Here is a 15,334-nt window from a genome sequence, read left to right on the forward strand (position 1 = left end):
ATCGGCGATCGTATTTTGTTCGAGCTCAAGGGCTCGCGCGCGGCTTTCGGTAAGCGCGCATTCTATGAAAATGCAGCTGGCGGCTATGATGCTGAGCCGCCGCAATGTCGAACCTATCGCGGTTTTGCGACGATGGATATGAACTCACGATCTACAGTAGCCGAAACTTTTCCGTCCCGGAGGTCGAACTTTCCTGGCAATTTCCAACGTCTTTCCGAGTGTCCTAATGCATAGCCCGCCAGCCCATTCGCGATGGGCTTGCCGTTCAGAGAGAGAGCAGAGATTTTGGCTCGACGATCGCCTTCGTTTTTCGCGACGAGGAACCGACCGCCGTCGCGATTCGTGACAAACCAGGATAGGCGAGGCTGACTTCGCGTCTCTTCATAGAAAAAAATGGGAATGACATAGCGCAGCGCCACTGCGATAATCCCGTTGCGTCGCATCGTGGCGTCGGGGATTTCGTCGACGACGAGACGGTAGCTTTCTTCACCTGCAATCGGCGCTTCGACAATTCTCACCACGCGTATCGTATATTCCGCGCCAGGGCCGATCTCGGCCATGGGAGGCGAACAAACGACATTTTGCGTCGGCTCCAGGACATCCTCTCCATGCTCCTGTCGCCAGACGAAAACGCGGACTTGGCCATTGATCGGTCGATTTCCGCTGTTTCGAAGCGTGATCGTCACCGTCTGTTGTGGAGCTGCCGCCTCGAGCGAGATCGGCGAAACTTCGAGCGAGGCGGCGGACGCGCCGTCGAAGACGGCTGCGCCGCAAAACAAAGAGAAAACGAAAAATAGCCGCTTTGATTTCACTGCAATTCCTCTGCGGACGATGAGGTCGAGCAGCGACAAAGGCGCCGGCATTTCTCGCGAAATGCGCCGGCTGCGCGATGTCTTCGATCACTCATGAGATTGATCGGGCGCCCCTCGCCGAAAAGCGAAGTGGCCTCGTTCAAAAATTCACTGTCACGGTAATCGTATCGGAATACGCATCGGGAGTGCTGAACTGCCCGGCCGGGATTTGCCCATAGACTGTCAGGAGCTGAGGAGCGCCAGTGCCAGTGCCCGAAACCCAGCCAGGCGCTACATCATCCCAATTTATCGAATATCCGGAGTTTTGAAAGAGCGAGTAATTCAAAAGCGCCGACGATCCTGCAGCCTTCATCTGACGCGTCGTGGTGCTCGCGCCATACAATCCTTGGTTCAATCCGACATTGTAAGGGGTGCCGTTCGTGCAGCTGACAGTGAGAGCGGACGTCGTTTGATTGAGGACTCCACCGTAATTGCCGAAGAGCATCGGGAGCGCCGAAACCTCACAAAGGCTCGTCACATTCGCCGACACGGTGAACGTGGTCGTGACGGTCGCCGCTTCGGCGTGATTCGCAAAAGCAAGCGCGATGATTGCTCCGCCGAGAGCTGATTTAAACGATCTATACATAATAATCCTCGTCGTATAGCGATGCATGAAGGAAAATTGAGCGAGATGAAGGTCGCGCACAAAGACATATACAATATATTGTCCCTTTAATATCATTATATATTCAGAATGCAAATGGGTGTTTTTACGCAAATAGTTCTATCGTGCGCAAAAACACGCGCTTTGGTTCGCCGGACGGGGCCGCGGGCGCAGCTGCCGGTCTCGACGGCAGCCTCTTTCGAGTTCCGAGTTCGTTCAACGCCCACCGCATAGCGGCGGCGGACCGACAAGCCGCCGACGGGCCCTCGTAGTCGATGATCAACTCTCTCGAAAAGGCTCCGGCTGAGCATAGGCGGCGAGAAAAACGCCGACTCCGGTGGTGATCGTGCGGTTGCGCTCGGTCGCCGACAATGCCGACTCGTCGCCGAGCATGGCCCGCAACTGAAGGTCGCCACGGATCAGGCCGATAAAATGCTTGGCGACGTCGCGGGGAACGGACCGGCGGAGCGAGCCTGCCGCCATTGCGGTCTCGAACACCTCCGCCAGTCGCGCGATCAGCCTGTCCGGCCCGTTCTCGTAAAAGAGCTTGCCGAGTTCGGGAAAGCGCGGGGCCTCGGCCGCGACGATCCGGTTCGTGGCCACCACGTCGGGCGACAGCAATAGATCGAGCACCGCGCCGGCAAGACGCTCCATTTTGCTTCTCAAATCCGCGGCGCCCGTCACCCCCGACACCAGGCCGGATGAAAACCGGTCGCCGGCCGCCCAGATCACAGCCGTGAACAATTCATCCCGGCTGCCATAATGCGCGTAGAGCGTCGCCTTGCTGACGCCGGCTTCCTGAGCGATCGCCTCCATCGATGTTTCGGCGAAGCCTCGGCTGAGAAACAACCGGTGAGCCGCCTCGACGAGGCGCTCGACCGTTCGCGGCCCTCTCGTCCTTACTTTCGGCCTGCCGGGCTCCGCCATTGCGATCCTCATTCGATATCCATAACTGAACGACATCGTTCAATAGTTGACGGTTCGCATGGTTATTGATAGCCTTTTGCGGTGGAAATGCAAAACCAACCCGTTCATTTGAACGGGGCGCGATGTTTCGGAAGAGATGGTCGCGGGGCTGCGCGCGCCCGTCCAATCCCACAAAGCACGCCGTCGCCGTCAGGGTAGGCAAGAGGGAATCATGACCAACATTGTCTGCGACAAGCTCGGCATTCGCTACCCGATCCTGCAAGGGCCGATGGCCTGGGCGTCGGACAGCAAGCTCGCCGCGAGCGTTTCCAACGCCGGCGGGCTGGGAATCATGGGGCTCGGCTTTTGCCCGCCGGCCGTCTTCGAGGCCGAGATCCGCGCGGCCCGAGCCCTGACGGAGGCGCCTTTCGGCCTCAACATCATCACCTGCCTGCCCGACGCCGACAAGCTGCTGGAAATCACCCTGCGCCAAGGGATCAGGGTCGTCGAGATCGAGACGTTCCCCGCCTATTTCGACACGCTTCCGCGTTACGTCGAAGCGCTCAGGAGCCACGGCGCCGCGACGATCGGCAAGGCGTCCTCGGTGTCGGAGGCCAAAGTGTTCGAAGCGGCCGGGGTCGATTTCGTTTCGGTCAAGGGGTACGACGGCGGCGGTCATATCTTCGGCCTCACCGGCACATTCTCGCTGATACCCCAGGTCGTGGACGCCGTTTCCATCCCCGTGATCAATTCGAGCGGCGTCGCTGATGGACGCGGCGTCGCCGCTTCGTTCATGCTCGGCGCCGCCGGCGTCGAGGTCGGAAGCCGCTTCCTGGTAGCCGAGGAATGCCCGATCCACGCCAACTACAAGAACGCCATCGTCACCGCCGGGGAAGGCGACACCGTTCTGACCGGCGTCAGCGCCGGCGACGGGGTGCGTGGCGTCAAAAACCGGCTGACGGATGAAATGCTGCGCCTCGAACGGGAACTGCCGCCCGACGACGCCGCGGAGCGCATCCGCGAGATCGGTCGTGGCGTCTTGCGCGCGGCGGCCGTCGACGGCGACGTCGAGAACGGCAGCCTCGTCGTCGGCCAGAACCTCGGGCTGCTCGACGCCAAGTTGCCGGCGCGCGTCATCATGCAGGAATTGATCGCCGGCTATTCGAGGGTCGCGCCTCGAGCAACGTGAACCGGGCAAGTTCGACCTGCTCCGCAAACGAGCGTCCGGGGAGACGAGTCGGCGTTACCGCCGTCCGCCGAGCGACGAGGCGTTGCCTCCATGGCCCGGACCGATGTCGTAGCGAGCGTCCGATCACGCGTCATCGAGCGGAGAAAATCCATGACGACCTATGAAATGCGCATCTACACGCTGAAATCCGTCGAGGCCGCCACGGCCTATCGCAAGATCTGGATCAAGCATATCGAAAGCCTGAAAGCATTCGGGATCGTCACACATGGCGTGTTTACCGTTGCGAGCGATCCGGCGAAAGTCGTCGCACTCGTCGGCTATCCCGAAGGTGTCGATCCCAAGGCGGCCTCTGATCGCTATATGGCCAGCGATCTGTTCAAGGCGGACATGGCGGGTTTCGACATCGCCTGGCTCTCCTGCGTGGAGACGATATTGCTCACCCCCGAGACATTCTCTCCTCTCCGGTGACGAAACTCTCGAAATCGCTCCCGAAGCCTTCCAGCTTCTGAAAGACCGCTTTGAGCCGGTCGCGCCGGACGAGGGTCGCGTGGAGACGTGGGCCATTAGAAATGCGCGACGAACCAGTCGCGCGCCGCCGGACAGGATTGGGCGAAGCTCTCGCAGTAAGGAGCGAATTGACCGCAGGGTAGCGTCGCAAATTTCTTTGGTTCGCCGGCCCGTTCGAATACTTGGCGCGAGACCTCGAATGGCATCAGCGTAAGCAAAAGCATTTTCTCTTGAGCGACGCGATCCCGCAGCCGCTGCAGGACGCCCGGCCCGGGGAATGTCGCCTTTCGGCGCAACCCGACGTTGGGCCTGTCGGCGCGACAGGGCTGCAATGGGGCATTTGCGGTCATTCGGCCACGCCGACAAAGCGGTCGCCGCTGGCAAAAAGCGTAGCGGAATGAACCGCAATCATCACTTGGCGGCTCGACGCTCATGAGAGCGAAAACATGCAGATCGAGCACCCGTCTGGACGCCGACTCGGACCCCGACGTCGGATCGACGCGATCTGGAGCTACGCTGAAACTTGCACTGCGACGCTTTGCCGAGCGTCGCGGCCCGACTTGCCCAGCGTCTCATGCCCGAGGGCGCCACAGCGTGAAGCCGGCCTCTCTCGATAGTGGGTGGATGCGGAATCCTTAGCCCGCTGGCTCGAGCCGATCCATTTGCAAATCCCCCGGCTCCGGAGTAACGCTCGGCCATTCGTCGACTATTTCAGCATCTTGAGCATGAACCAGCATCCGCCGCCCACCGACATGCCGCAGCCGCTGCGCTTCTCGAGCGGCGACTTCGCTTCGCCCGATCTCGCGCTCGAGCGTTTTCGCCAACTCACAGAGGACATCTGCGATGTGATCGTGCTCGGAGAGACGAAGGATTTTCACGTCTCTTCGGCGACCCTGCACCTGAGCGGCGCTCTGTTGCTCGAAGCGCGGTCGAGCGCTCTTCGTTACGACCGCACGCCTAGACATGTGGCGCGCGGGATCGATCATTTTCAACTGGTCATGTATCTCGGCGGCGGGGCCGAATTCTTGGCCTCGGACCACACCTATCTTCAGCGGGCCGGAGACGTCAGTCTCATCGACATGGGACAGCCGAGCCTGACGCGGGAAATGCAGGCGGACGACGGCGTCACCCGAAACATCAGCTTTGTCCTGCCGAGGGTGTTGCTTGCGCCGCTGCTGAGCGCGGCCGATAGCGGACCTACGGTCAGAATCATGCCGCGTGAAGCGCCCTATACGCGCATGCTGAGCGACTGCATGCTCGCGTTGCGACGTTGCGCTTTGGAGCTGACGCACAGTGAAAGTCAAGCGGCCGTCCAATCGCTGGCGCAGCTCGCAGCGGGAGGATGCAATCGGCGCTGGGAAGACGACCAGTCGCCGGCCAGCGCTTCCCAGGAATCATTGCGCGCCCGCATCAAGACTCATATCGAGAACAATCTCGGCGTGGCGTCGCTCGGGGTCGAACCTCTTTGCCGCGAGTTTGATTTGTCACGCGCCGGCCTCTATCGTCTTTTCGCGCCGCAAAGCCCGATGAGCTATATTCACGAAAGGCGCCTGCACCGCGCCTTCGCCATGCTGATCTCGCCCGCTTTCCGCACGTGGCGAATCCTCGATATCGCCTTGGAGTGCGAGTTCGCTTCGGATGCGACTTTTATTCGCGCATTCCGTCGACAGTTCGGCGTTTCGCCCGGCGAGGCGCGCAAGCTCGCCGAGCAGAAAGTTCTCGGCGCGCCCCCAGGCGGCGGCCCCTCGCATCCGCAGCCGGACGCCGAAGCGTCGCGCTGGGTCTCGCAGCTCACGGGCGCCGTGCTGGCGAGGAACGACCTTTAGGCGAATCCCATTCGCCTGCGTGTCCATCAAACAGCGCTGGTTCAACGCCCGGCCGAAGCCGAAGCGCACTCCACCGACCTAGGACGCGATGGCTTTTCTCCATCCCCATCCGTCATTGAAGTCACCAAAGAAGTGCGTTTTGTCGATGCCCAGTTTTATCGGGTTGCCGGAAACGTCGCTCGGATCGATGGGTTCGAACAGCGGATTTACGAGGCTAGCCGGCGGATTGCTTCCATCCTGCCATATCGTCGGATTGCCGCCCCGATAGTATTCGTTCGGTTTTATGACCAAAGGGTCATCCTTGCTTTTCAACACACGGATCTCGTACCAGACCTGGTCGTCGGCCGCGGGCGGGGTCGTGCTGCCGGGCGGAGTCCATCCGTGAACGCCGCCGTAATGCAGTGCGCCGTCCGGGCTGTTCGCGAACGGGTAGTGCCCCGGCGGATGAGGATAGGCACCGTCCCCAGCCCCCCAGGATCGATAATTGCGCCCAGGCAGTTCGAGACCATCCGGCCCCCATTGTGGATCGTTCTCCGCGCCGGTCCGATTGGGGCTGATGACCCACTGTTCGTAAGTGAGCGGCAGCAAGGCTCTATAGAAGGCGCGCTTCGCAGACACTGCGATCGCCTGCGCGAATGTGCGTTGAACAGCGGTTCCGAACGCCCATGATCCATTCGCATGCGCGCCGGCTTGCTCGAGCTTGCCCCAGTTGCTGAAAAGGATGTCTTCGATGTGGTTCGTGAGGTCAACCAGTTGATCGAAACGCGCGAGCAAATCCTGCGCGAGGAGGTCCGCCCGGTTCCATATCTTTTGAGAGTTCGGCCGGCTGCTGCCGCCGCTCTCATGACCTGGGCTCAAAGCGGAGGCGAGTCCGAACACATTCGCAACGAGGCCGAGCGGCGCCGCGATCTCCTCGGCCGGAGTGAAGCCCAAGATAGAGGATGCGACGGACAAGGAATACCCGACGATGTCCAACCAATCGAGGCTCGTCGTCTCATGCTCATGCCTTTTGGCGTTCGCGAGCGCATTGTCGATGACCGTTCGGGCTATCGATTGCAAATCGACATAGCCGCTGAATGTCGCGTCCCTGAATACCCGGCGCCATTGCGTGACGATGTTCTTCATCGCCGCCACATAGAGCATCTCGGTTACGAGCTGCGTACGCACATCGTCGAACTCGGCTTCCGTAAAAGCGCTCCCGGCCGGGTATTGCAAATTGCCGGTCGTCAGAGCGAGGCCATCCCAATCGGCGGATTTCTTCAGCACATATTGCGGACGAAGGTCGACAATTCCTGAGCCCGGCCAGAGCTGATCGGCAATATGCGCCATCGCAGCCCGATATCCGGCGCCTTCCGCATAGGGCCAGTCCTTTGCTGGCCCGAACGCCACTTCCCATAGCCGCGTCGCTTCGAATTCAGGGCTGGACGAGCTGGTCTGAACGCTCCACTGCCATTGCCGCGTGCGGATCAGCGTGCCCACCAACCGAGGGCGCGACTGAACCTGTCCGGTCTGCCCTTGGATGAAGTTGCGCCTGCCATCGTAGGGATGAGTGCTGGCCACCACCGTAAGGCCGCCGTTCGACGTGCCCTGGTTGTACTGCTGGAAACCGAACGCGGTGACGATGTCGTGGCCTGCGCCGCTGGTCAGCGCGCCGATCTGTCCGGCTACTGTCGGGTAGCCCGGATTCCAAACCCGATAGAGGGCGTTCGTGGGATTTTCGGACCCATCCGATACGGCGAAAAGCCTGCCGTCCCATGTCGGAAAATTCTTTGCTTCGACGTCGTCGTTGGCCCAGCTCGGAGAGCCGTTGGGCGTATTGCCCCACCACTGTCCCTGACCGAAGGTCTGCAGCACGAGAAGCGCACCGGACGCTTCGGCGCGGAAGTAATCCAGCGCGGCTGCAAGACCGATGACGCCGCTGCCGAACTTTCCGTGTTTCGGGTCTCCTCTCTCCCCCTCCACAGCGGCCCCCCTGGGAAGACAGAGTTCGAAAGTGAGATTGGCGCGCAGGTCTAATCGTTCGCCATCGAGCGCGACCAGCTGAAGCGCCGTCGCGCCATTCTGGATGCTCTCGGAAGGAAAGGCTCGGTCGCTGATCTTTATGACGTTGCGAGTGTAGCCGTCCGATCCGCTCGCCTCAGTATCGAGCGCCAGCATTTCGGGGGAAACGAAGGAGAACGCGTTGCCGGACGCCATTTGCAGATAGCCTTTCAGGCTCCCTCCCGAATCCGGAGCCGAAAGATCTGTGCTGTTCTGCCATGCCTGGCCCGGGTTGAGCCCCTTGCGGCCGATGACCGAAAAACGTCGTTTGGCCAGAATCCAGGCGCCGTCGGGACTTTCTGCAACGGCGCCGACGCTCCCGAGGATTTCTCGAAATAGCTTTTCGTCGACCGCTCCAGGAGTCCTGTGGCCCTGAGGGCGCGCGGTCACGATTACGATCTCGTCGCCGGTAAGCCGATTTATGTCCGCCTGCAGTTTCTGCAAGTCGTTCTCATTGTAGGAGAGATCGCTGATTTCGGTCAGAACCGTCTGATCGAGCACGAGCATGCGCAACCATTCGGAGGTCGATCCATAGTTCCGGCTCCCGATCCGAATATCGCCTTGCTCGTCGATGGTTTGAATAGGCAGACCCATCGGATCATCGGTCGGAACAACCGCGATCTCGACCTCGTCCACGCCGATGAGTTCGTCCGCCGGCGCCTCGTCTCCGCTGTTCAGAACTTCCGAGACCGCGAGTCGTACAAGGTAGCGGCCCGGCGTATTTCCGACGAACCTTGCCCGCGAATTCGCCGGATCGCTTATTTCCGCCTGAGCGCCGGTCGGTCCTTCGGCAATGCTCCAACGAAACCGAAGACGGCTGCCGTCGAATGCAGATTTCGATTCTGAACCGTCGAGAATTATGGAATTGCCGACGGAAACGATTCGACTCCGGCCTGCTCCTGCGAGTGGAGCAGTCTTGGCGATAGTGATCGAGCGCGCTATTCGGCTCGACACATAGTCGCCGCACGGAACATCCTCTACGAGAAGATTGTCCCCGTACGTGAGTCCATCATCGGCGCTGAGGTCTACTCCTGCTCGGAATCGATCGGAGCGGACGCGAACCTTCGCGCCCGATCCGGGATGCTCGAACAGCACCCGACCGTTGAGGACGGCTCGCTTCACCCGTGTCTGGCGATTTTCATCGAGCTCCAATTGCGCGTGACCGGATTCGGTGATTTGCCACGCAGTGAAAGAGAATCCGACCGTCTCCTGAGTCGCAGTAATGCATTCGCCGACTGCCGCCATGAATGTGCCCGGACCGAGATCGAAATCCGTGCCGCGTTCGAAAACGGCGCTTCGTACCCCCGAGACCGGTTCGCTGAAACGGCAGGTCACATCTCGACCATTTAGACGCGCGCGAAAATCGTCAGCCGGAGCCCATACGCTCACGGCCAACAACGGCTCTTCCAGATCGTGAATTTCGAGCGGGGAAACGATGTGGATGCTGCCTATTCTGCTTTCACTTTCGACACTCATTTGTTCCTCAGAAGAATAAGAGAAAAGGAAAAATGCTCGTTGGGAAGCTAGACGCCCGAGAACCTGCGCTGCCGCAGTCCAGGAATGCGAGGCGCCGCGAGACCTTTTTATCAAAAAAGGCGAGATGCCGCTTTGCCGGATGTTCCACAGCGATATGCCCGCCGTCTCATGTTGCGAGGCGGCGTCACGGACCGAGCCCGGCGAGGAGAGTGCCGGTGAGCTGTTATCGCCCAGCGGACAAAATTCTGGATCCGGCTGCGGGTGGGCCGGTTCTGGGGCAAAGACTGGAAATCGCGAGAATCGCTGTCTCGGAACGGCGAAGTTTGAAGATGCTGACGATACGCGCCAACAGGTCCGTGAAGCCGAGAACATTGGTCTCGATCAAACTATGATAGTCCGAGTCCGTGGCGCGCACCCTGTCTATCAGGCGGTTGGGCGAAGGGGACGTTTTGCACTGATCAATCGTATCCCGAGATCACCGCGTCGATTTCGATCCGCGCGTTGTCGCGCTCCAGCAGCAGCCGACGACGATCCCCCGGCGCGCCATGGAGCTTCGACAACACAGCCTCCTTACCGGCGCCCCGAATTTCAGCGCCGTTGACTGCGACGAGTTCGTCGCCGATTTCGGCTCCTTCTATGACTGCATCGGCTCCGGCGGTCCTCGCCTTGCGAACAAAGTTGCCGATGAAGTAGCGATCATCGCGCCGAACGAGGGTAAGACCCGGCTGATCGAGTTCGTGCAAATCAACGCTCCGCTGCTTTTGCCAATAGGTCATTCGGTTCGGGTAGTCGATTGTCAGCTTGTAATCTTTGAGCACATTCCCGCCGAGCCAGCCGATGACGGGTTTCGGAGCCGCCTTTCTCCAATTGTCCCAAAAGAAGTCGCCGAGCAATCCATCGGCGAAGACGCCGAGTATCGGGGCGGTCGCCAGTGCGCCGACATTGTCGAGGGAGAGCGCGCCGACCGTCATTCTCGGAATGCGGAACACGACGCCGTCCTTCTCGAAGGCGAAGTCGACCATATTGGCGTTGGCCGGACCGACCGCGCCAAAAGCGCGCCGCCAGTCAGGATGCTGCGCCATCCAACCCCTCGCGACATCGCCTCGCACCCAGCTGTAGCCGGAGCCAGCGTCGAGCGCGAGCGGGTAAACGCTTTCGCCGATTTTGGCCTGGATCGCGATGACGCCGGTCTTTAAATTGACATCGCACGGAACGGCGACGCCCTCTGGTTTTCGGGTCCCGGGCTCCGCGATAGCGAAGGAGTGACGACCATAGTCGAGAGTCACAATGAACTGCTGTAAGAGGCTCGTCGGCAGCATAGCTTCGACCGGCTTGGGCGCGAAGAGATGTCGAAAGTCCGGAACGCCGAGTCCGCCATCGCCATCCACGACGTCGCCCGCCTCCGCCATGATCGCGCGGTCCCCGACCCAGAGTCGTAGCGGTCGCCCTCGGTCGATGGCCAACTCCTGATAGAGCGTCCGCGTCAGAACCGGCGCAGCCATACCCATGTTGAACCAAACGAGCGCCTTACGCGCTCCCCCCTCGGGCGTCTCGAAGGCGACGTCCAGCAAAACACGGCTGGTGTCGAGGATCATAGGAATTTCGCCAGTCGTGAAAGCCGCGGCCGTTTGCGGCGGAGGGCCTTTTCGCGCCGCCTCGGCCGGCGCGACAACGCAACTCAGAAGCAAGGGAACAACCAAAAGCGGACAACGAGGAAAATCGGTCATGGCGAAGCCCAGCCACAGAATGAATCAAACGGCGTCTTTCAAGGATCCCGCCTCGTCATCCGGCGTATATTCCATCAGGTCACCGGGTTGGCAGTCGAGATAGTGGCAAATCGCGGCGAGCGTCGAAAAGCGAACGCCATTCACCTTGCCCGATTTGAGGAGAGAGAGATTCGCCTCGGTGATGCCGATCGCCTGCGCGAGCGTCTTTGAGCGCATCCGGCGTTTGGCCAGCATGACGTCGAGGCGCATGATGATCGGCATCAGACGAATCCATCCCGTTCCTGCTCGATCTCACGACCGAACTCCATGACGTCGGCGATGACGAATGCCAGCGCGCCGAAGATCAACGACATGACCTCGTCGAGGTGAAACCAGATCGGGTCACTCGTCACGCCCGCGAGCATGATGACGCGATTGGCGACGAATGGCGCGGCCGAGTAGAGAATGAGGCCTACGCCCATGAATTTTATTCGGCGCGCATTTTCGAAGGCGAACACGATCCCATCGGCATAGAGACGAAACAACCCGCGCGCCTCGTGAAGAATGAACATGATCGGCGCAGTGAGCAGGCAGATGGCGACGGCGCCCGCCAGCCGCTGGCTCGGGGCAAAGGCCGAGAGAGCCACGCGGCCGCCCGCCGGATCGGGCGCTCGTCCGATCCATAGTCCTCCCGGACCAAATGAGAGCAGCGGCCCGTCATAGAGCAGCGCCGCCATGGCGAGCGTCAGTGTAAACGCTGCAGCCAATGCGAAGGCGACGGTCAGCGCGGTCGCGAGCAGGTCGCTTCTGCGTCGGATTGCGACCCGTCTTGGCTGATCCTGCGTCGCAGCTATCGGCCGAGAGGGAAAGAGCGTGACATTGTCCATGTGGACCTCGGCATTCCGTTATTGCCATAGATAAATAATTATCGTAATGCAATAATATTATGCCGATTGGAGTTCCCATGTCCAGCCCAAACTGCCCATTTTGCGCCGTGTCGTCGCTGACCCTCGTCGCAGAAAACGAACTCGCCATCGCCATCCGTGACAAGTTTCCGATACGCCCCCTGCACACATTGGTCATTCCAAAGCGTCATGTCGCCGACATATTCGAGGCTTCCGCGGCTGAGCGAGAAGCCGTTCACGAACTCGCATCACGATGCCGCACGATGTTGATGGACGAAGATCCGACGATAGGCGGATTCAACGTCGGCTCGAACATCGGTGAAGCGGCGGGACAAAAAATATTCCACGCGCATCTTCATCTTATCCCGCGACGGGTCGGCGATACTCCGCCGCCACCGGCGCGTCCGGTCGCGTGAAGCGAGTCAAGGCATTTCTATGGCTTCCACGATTGTCCTCATTCGGCACGGCCGCGTCGCGATTGAATCCGACGGGCTCTTCTCACGCGAGGACTTCCTTCGCTTCGTTGAAGATTACGATGCTGCGCCCCTCTGCCCGGATTCTCGCCCTGCGGAAAAATTGACCGAACGGCTGCGACTTGCTCGCGGGTTGTTCGCGAGCGAACTGCCGCGCGCGAGAGAATCGGCGCGCATCCTTTTTCTCGATCGAGACGTTCGATACGACGCGATGTTCAATGAAGAACCGCATCACGTCGTTCCATGGCTCCAATTTCGAATGCCGCTCCTGGCCTGGTTCGCTTGGTCACGCGTCGGCGAAGCAATGAGTCCATCCCTGCATCGAGCGGTCGCCGCACGCGGATCGATCGCGGCGAAGCGGTTGATCGTCGAGGCCCATCACGGCCCCACAGCTCTGATCGGTCATGGCTGGGTCAATCGTTTCATTGCGCGTTCGTTGATCGAAAGCGGGTGGAGATGCTCCCTGAGACACGGAGGTTCAGAGCCGTGGTTCTTCCGTCTCTTTTCCTCATGCGAATGACTTCGGTGATGACCAGAAGAAAGGCTATGCTCATGAAAGTTCGCATTTGGGCTTGGAGCGCGACAATTTCCTTTCTCGTCGTTGTTATCGGTTTCGCGTGGAGCGCCACTCTTTTCGCTCAAATTCTCGCGGCGATCTCCATTTCCTGCGCGTTCGGGCTCGCGTGCCATGCCTATGGCGTAAGGCACGCCGTCGCACTTCTCCTCATTTGCTCGGCTATAACGTTCACCATCGAGAACATTGGCGTGGCCACGGGGCTGCCGTTCGGGCTCTATCACTTCACGATCGGCGCCGATCTACCGCGGATCGGCGTCATCCCGCTCGTCGTCGGCGGCCTATGGTTCGGCATGGGATATTGCTCATGGGTCGTCGCCGGCGCCCTGCTCGACCACGCCGACGGACGGCTGAACGAGAAAGGCAATGTGATCGCTCTACCCCTCGTCGCGGCTTTCGTGATGACGCAATGGGACGTCGTCATGGATGCGCCGAGCGCGACCATCTCTGGAGCATGGATATGGCATAGGGGCGGCGCCTTCTTCGGTGTGCCGATCTCCAACTTTTTCGGGTGGTTCTCGACTTCGTGGCTGTTCTTTCAGGCCTATGCTCTCTATCTGCGTCGGCAAGAGCCGGCGCTGGATTCAGCCCGTGCGCAGAGCCCCGAGTTTCGGGTGGCGGCCGTCTTGCTTTATCTGAGCGCCGGTCTCACTCATCTGACGCCCTGGCTTATCGGACCGGGCGGAGATACCGTCGACGGCGCTGGTCATGTTTGGCGCATCGATGACATACGTGAAAGCACCGTCGCCGTCATGCTATTCACGATGCTCTTCTCTTCCACACTCGCGTTGCTGCGCATCGGTCGTGAGCACGCTGGCCCCGCAAACGAGTCGTCCGCGCTTTGCGGTTTTCACCTGCGCGCCGTCGCCGCATTTGCTGACGAATTTCGCGATCAACGAGGCATTTCTCGGCGAGAAAATTACGGCGACGGACCTTGAAAATGGCAATTCGCGCCTCCGGATTCGATAGGCGGCGGCGTGCCTGCGTTGCGCCAAAACCTCCGACGCCACGCGGTGAACCCACGCGAGTCGATTGCCCAGATTTGGTCCGACATACTCCATCCATCAGATGACAGCCCAAGCCCTGTATCGACCGCGTCCGGTCAACTCGCGAAGGTTCGACGAGAGTTCGTCGATCATCGTAGTGGCGGCTTGTTGAGAGACCCGAAGCTCCTTGGCGGCGAGAGGGACAGTGACGACCGGCGAAGCGAGACACAATTCGACGAGCTGCGGCATCCTCGAATTGGTTCTTCGGCCTTTGCATTTTCTGAGCAGGAGCTCGCGCGCGAGCGTCAATCTGTCGAGTTCCTTCGAGTCCGCCTTCGCCATCGCTTCGATCGCACATGCGAATGCGATCAATCGAGTTTCCAAATCATCCCGGCCGACTCGCCGAAATTTGGCCTGTCGAAATCCAGAATGCAGCGCGGTGAGATGATGTCGTGTCTTTCCACGGGATCGGAGCAAGGCCGCGGCGAGCAAGGAGCCGAGCCAAGCGCTGCGCTGCAACGGCTCGATCTCCTCCCAAGCATCGAGCGCGACGCTTGCCGCCATCAATGGCGGAAGGTTCTGGCTGCGGCCCAAACGCTCGCGCCACTCCGCGAGACGGGCCTGATCGTCCCAATCTTCGTCGTAGACCAAACCAGAGTCGTCTCGCTTCGGCGGAGCCGGCTGGATTCGCTCTATCGGGCGTGACGTTCGCGCCAGCAATTCGTCGATTTCGGCGAATTCTCCTGTAATGATCGTCTCACCGTCCTCATCATCCAGCTCTCCATCCGCCGCTTCGTCCATGGCGCCCGAACCAGCGGTTGGCTCAAACACCGCATCATTCGATCTCCCTGCCCCACGTAGATTGGCGAGGCCCTCGGTCGTCAACGCCCAGGCCGGTTCGCGATCGGCTATGCGACGACGCGTGAGTAGAACGGCGTGGGCCCGCACGAGCTCGTGCGTCGGCGTGCGGACGTCCATTCCGGCGTCATGAAGCACGAGATCTTCGAGCTGCACGAATTCGCCCGCGCGCCACAAGGCGGCGCAGGCGTCGTGGAAATGCGCGCGAAGAATGAACGCTTCGGCGACGGGACTGGAACGAAGCCGCTCGTCGAAACGCGCGAGGGCGTCCGACGCGCTCTCGAAGGGCGCCTGCAGAGGCTCGAATGAAACCGAGCCGGGAAGATCTAACCCCATTTTTAATCCTGCACGAATCAAGACGATTATCAATTTAGTGCGAATGTAGCTTGAGTGATAGAAGATACATTTGTCTGTTTCGTCACCCTGATCGAAA

The 15,334-nt window shown here is 60.3% G+C and carries 14 protein-coding genes; 6 read left to right on the forward strand and 8 right to left on the reverse strand.

Annotated elements, in window-relative coordinates:
* Nucleotides 1–113 precede the first annotated feature (113 nt).
* The 3 genes from METLW3_RS0121880 to METLW3_RS0121890 all read right to left on the reverse strand — a co-directional run bounded on the left by METLW3_RS0121880 (nt 114) and on the right by METLW3_RS0121890 (nt 2,382).
* Nucleotides 114–863, reverse strand: coding sequence for a molecular chaperone (locus METLW3_RS0121880; protein ID WP_024881897.1), 750 nt, complete (start codon nt 861–863; stop codon nt 114–116).
* An 88-nt stretch (nt 864–951) separates the two neighbouring features.
* Nucleotides 952–1,569 carry a spore coat U domain-containing protein gene (locus METLW3_RS0121885; protein ID WP_198022842.1) on the reverse strand — a complete coding sequence of 206 codons (618 nt, stop codon included), beginning with the start codon at nt 1,567–1,569 and terminating at the stop codon, nt 952–954.
* Between the two features lie 165 nt (nt 1,570–1,734).
* The gene (locus tag METLW3_RS0121890; RefSeq protein WP_198022843.1) at nt 1,735–2,382 is read right to left on the reverse strand and encodes a TetR/AcrR family transcriptional regulator; all 648 of its coding nucleotides are present in this window, start codon (nt 2,380–2,382) and stop codon (nt 1,735–1,737) included.
* A gap of 211 nt (nt 2,383–2,593) precedes the next feature.
* On the opposite strand from METLW3_RS0121890, the gene METLW3_RS0121895 reads away from it, so the two are divergent.
* The 3 genes from METLW3_RS0121895 to METLW3_RS28520 all read left to right on the forward strand — a co-directional run bounded on the left by METLW3_RS0121895 (nt 2,594) and on the right by METLW3_RS28520 (nt 5,883).
* Nucleotides 2,594–3,550 (forward strand): nitronate monooxygenase, encoded by a 957-nt coding sequence (locus METLW3_RS0121895; RefSeq protein WP_024881900.1) that lies wholly within the window; start codon nt 2,594–2,596, stop codon nt 3,548–3,550.
* Nucleotides 3,551–3,700: 150 nt separating this feature from the next.
* Nucleotides 3,701–4,018 (forward strand): NIPSNAP family protein, encoded by a 318-nt coding sequence (locus METLW3_RS0121900; protein ID WP_024881901.1) that lies wholly within the window; start codon nt 3,701–3,703, stop codon nt 4,016–4,018.
* A 764-nt stretch (nt 4,019–4,782) separates the two neighbouring features.
* Nucleotides 4,783–5,883 carry a helix-turn-helix domain-containing protein gene (locus METLW3_RS28520; protein WP_024881903.1) on the forward strand — a complete coding sequence of 367 codons (1,101 nt, stop codon included), beginning with the start codon at nt 4,783–4,785 and terminating at the stop codon, nt 5,881–5,883.
* Between the two features lie 78 nt (nt 5,884–5,961).
* On the opposite strand, the gene METLW3_RS0121915 is transcribed toward METLW3_RS28520, so the two are convergent.
* The 4 genes from METLW3_RS0121915 to METLW3_RS0121930 all read right to left on the reverse strand — a co-directional run bounded on the left by METLW3_RS0121915 (nt 5,962) and on the right by METLW3_RS0121930 (nt 11,992).
* Nucleotides 5,962–9,399, reverse strand: coding sequence for a hypothetical protein (locus METLW3_RS0121915; RefSeq protein ID WP_157516643.1), 3,438 nt, complete (start codon nt 9,397–9,399; stop codon nt 5,962–5,964).
* A gap of 458 nt (nt 9,400–9,857) precedes the next feature.
* On the reverse strand, nt 9,858–10,994 hold the full coding sequence (locus tag METLW3_RS0121920; protein WP_245267475.1) for a peptide-binding protein: 1,137 nt from the start codon (nt 10,992–10,994) through the stop codon (nt 9,858–9,860).
* A 156-nt stretch (nt 10,995–11,150) separates the two neighbouring features.
* Entirely contained in the window at nt 11,151–11,387 is a 237-nt protein-coding gene (locus tag METLW3_RS0121925) for a helix-turn-helix transcriptional regulator (RefSeq protein ID WP_024881906.1), read from the reverse strand.
* Entirely contained in the window at nt 11,387–11,992 is a 606-nt protein-coding gene (locus METLW3_RS0121930; RefSeq protein WP_024881907.1) for a DUF2975 domain-containing protein, read from the reverse strand. The genes METLW3_RS0121925 and METLW3_RS0121930 overlap by 1 nt, the downstream gene beginning before the upstream one ends.
* A 77-nt stretch (nt 11,993–12,069) precedes the next feature.
* Between METLW3_RS0121930 and METLW3_RS0121935 the strand changes: the two genes are divergently transcribed.
* The 3 genes from METLW3_RS0121935 to METLW3_RS0121950 are packed head-to-tail and all read left to right on the forward strand — an operon-like array spanning nt 12,070 to nt 13,995.
* Nucleotides 12,070–12,426 carry an HIT family protein gene (locus tag METLW3_RS0121935; RefSeq protein WP_024881908.1) on the forward strand — a complete coding sequence of 119 codons (357 nt, stop codon included), beginning with the start codon at nt 12,070–12,072 and terminating at the stop codon, nt 12,424–12,426.
* A 19-nt stretch (nt 12,427–12,445) separates the two neighbouring features.
* Nucleotides 12,446–13,003 (forward strand): hypothetical protein, encoded by a 558-nt coding sequence (locus tag METLW3_RS28930; RefSeq protein WP_198022845.1) that lies wholly within the window; start codon nt 12,446–12,448, stop codon nt 13,001–13,003.
* 32 nt (nt 13,004–13,035) lie between these two features.
* A complete protein-coding gene (locus tag METLW3_RS0121950; RefSeq protein ID WP_198022847.1) occupies nt 13,036–13,995 on the forward strand; it encodes a carotenoid biosynthesis protein in 960 nt (319 codons plus the stop codon).
* Nucleotides 13,996–14,121: 126 nt separating this feature from the next.
* Here the strand turns inward: METLW3_RS0121950 and METLW3_RS0121955 are convergent, their stop codons facing one another.
* A complete protein-coding gene (locus tag METLW3_RS0121955; protein WP_245267476.1) occupies nt 14,122–15,258 on the reverse strand; it encodes an RHE_PE00001 family protein in 1,137 nt (378 codons plus the stop codon).
* Between the last annotated feature and the right edge of the window lie 76 nt (nt 15,259–15,334).

The sequence above is a fragment of the Methylosinus sp. LW3 genome (genome assembly GCF_000527115.1).
In the GTDB taxonomy this organism is placed as follows: Bacteria; Pseudomonadota; Alphaproteobacteria; order Rhizobiales; family Beijerinckiaceae; genus Methylosinus.

Coding starts and splice junctions, on each gene's coding strand:
- METLW3_RS0121880 (WP_024881897.1), bottom strand. CDS start 863: ATGCCGGCGCCTTTGTCGCTGCTCGACCTCATCGTCCGCAGAGGAATT.
- METLW3_RS0121920 (WP_245267475.1), bottom strand. CDS start 10,994: ATGATCCTCGACACCAGCCGTGTTTTGCTGGACGTCGCCTTCGAGACG.
- METLW3_RS0121895 (WP_024881900.1), top strand. CDS start 2,594: ATGACCAACATTGTCTGCGACAAGCTCGGCATTCGCTACCCGATCCTG.
- METLW3_RS28520 (WP_024881903.1), top strand. CDS start 4,783: ATGAACCAGCATCCGCCGCCCACCGACATGCCGCAGCCGCTGCGCTTC.
- METLW3_RS0121900 (WP_024881901.1), top strand. CDS start 3,701: ATGACGACCTATGAAATGCGCATCTACACGCTGAAATCCGTCGAGGCC.
- METLW3_RS0121950 (WP_198022847.1), top strand. CDS start 13,036: ATGAAAGTTCGCATTTGGGCTTGGAGCGCGACAATTTCCTTTCTCGTC.
- METLW3_RS28930 (WP_198022845.1), top strand. CDS start 12,446: ATGGCTTCCACGATTGTCCTCATTCGGCACGGCCGCGTCGCGATTGAA.
- METLW3_RS0121935 (WP_024881908.1), top strand. CDS start 12,070: ATGTCCAGCCCAAACTGCCCATTTTGCGCCGTGTCGTCGCTGACCCTC.
- METLW3_RS0121925 (WP_024881906.1), bottom strand. CDS start 11,387: ATGCCGATCATCATGCGCCTCGACGTCATGCTGGCCAAACGCCGGATG.
- METLW3_RS0121915 (WP_157516643.1), bottom strand. CDS start 9,399: ATGAGTGTCGAAAGTGAAAGCAGAATAGGCAGCATCCACATCGTTTCC.
- METLW3_RS0121890 (WP_198022843.1), bottom strand. CDS start 2,382: ATGGCGGAGCCCGGCAGGCCGAAAGTAAGGACGAGAGGGCCGCGAACG.
- METLW3_RS0121930 (WP_024881907.1), bottom strand. CDS start 11,992: ATGGACAATGTCACGCTCTTTCCCTCTCGGCCGATAGCTGCGACGCAG.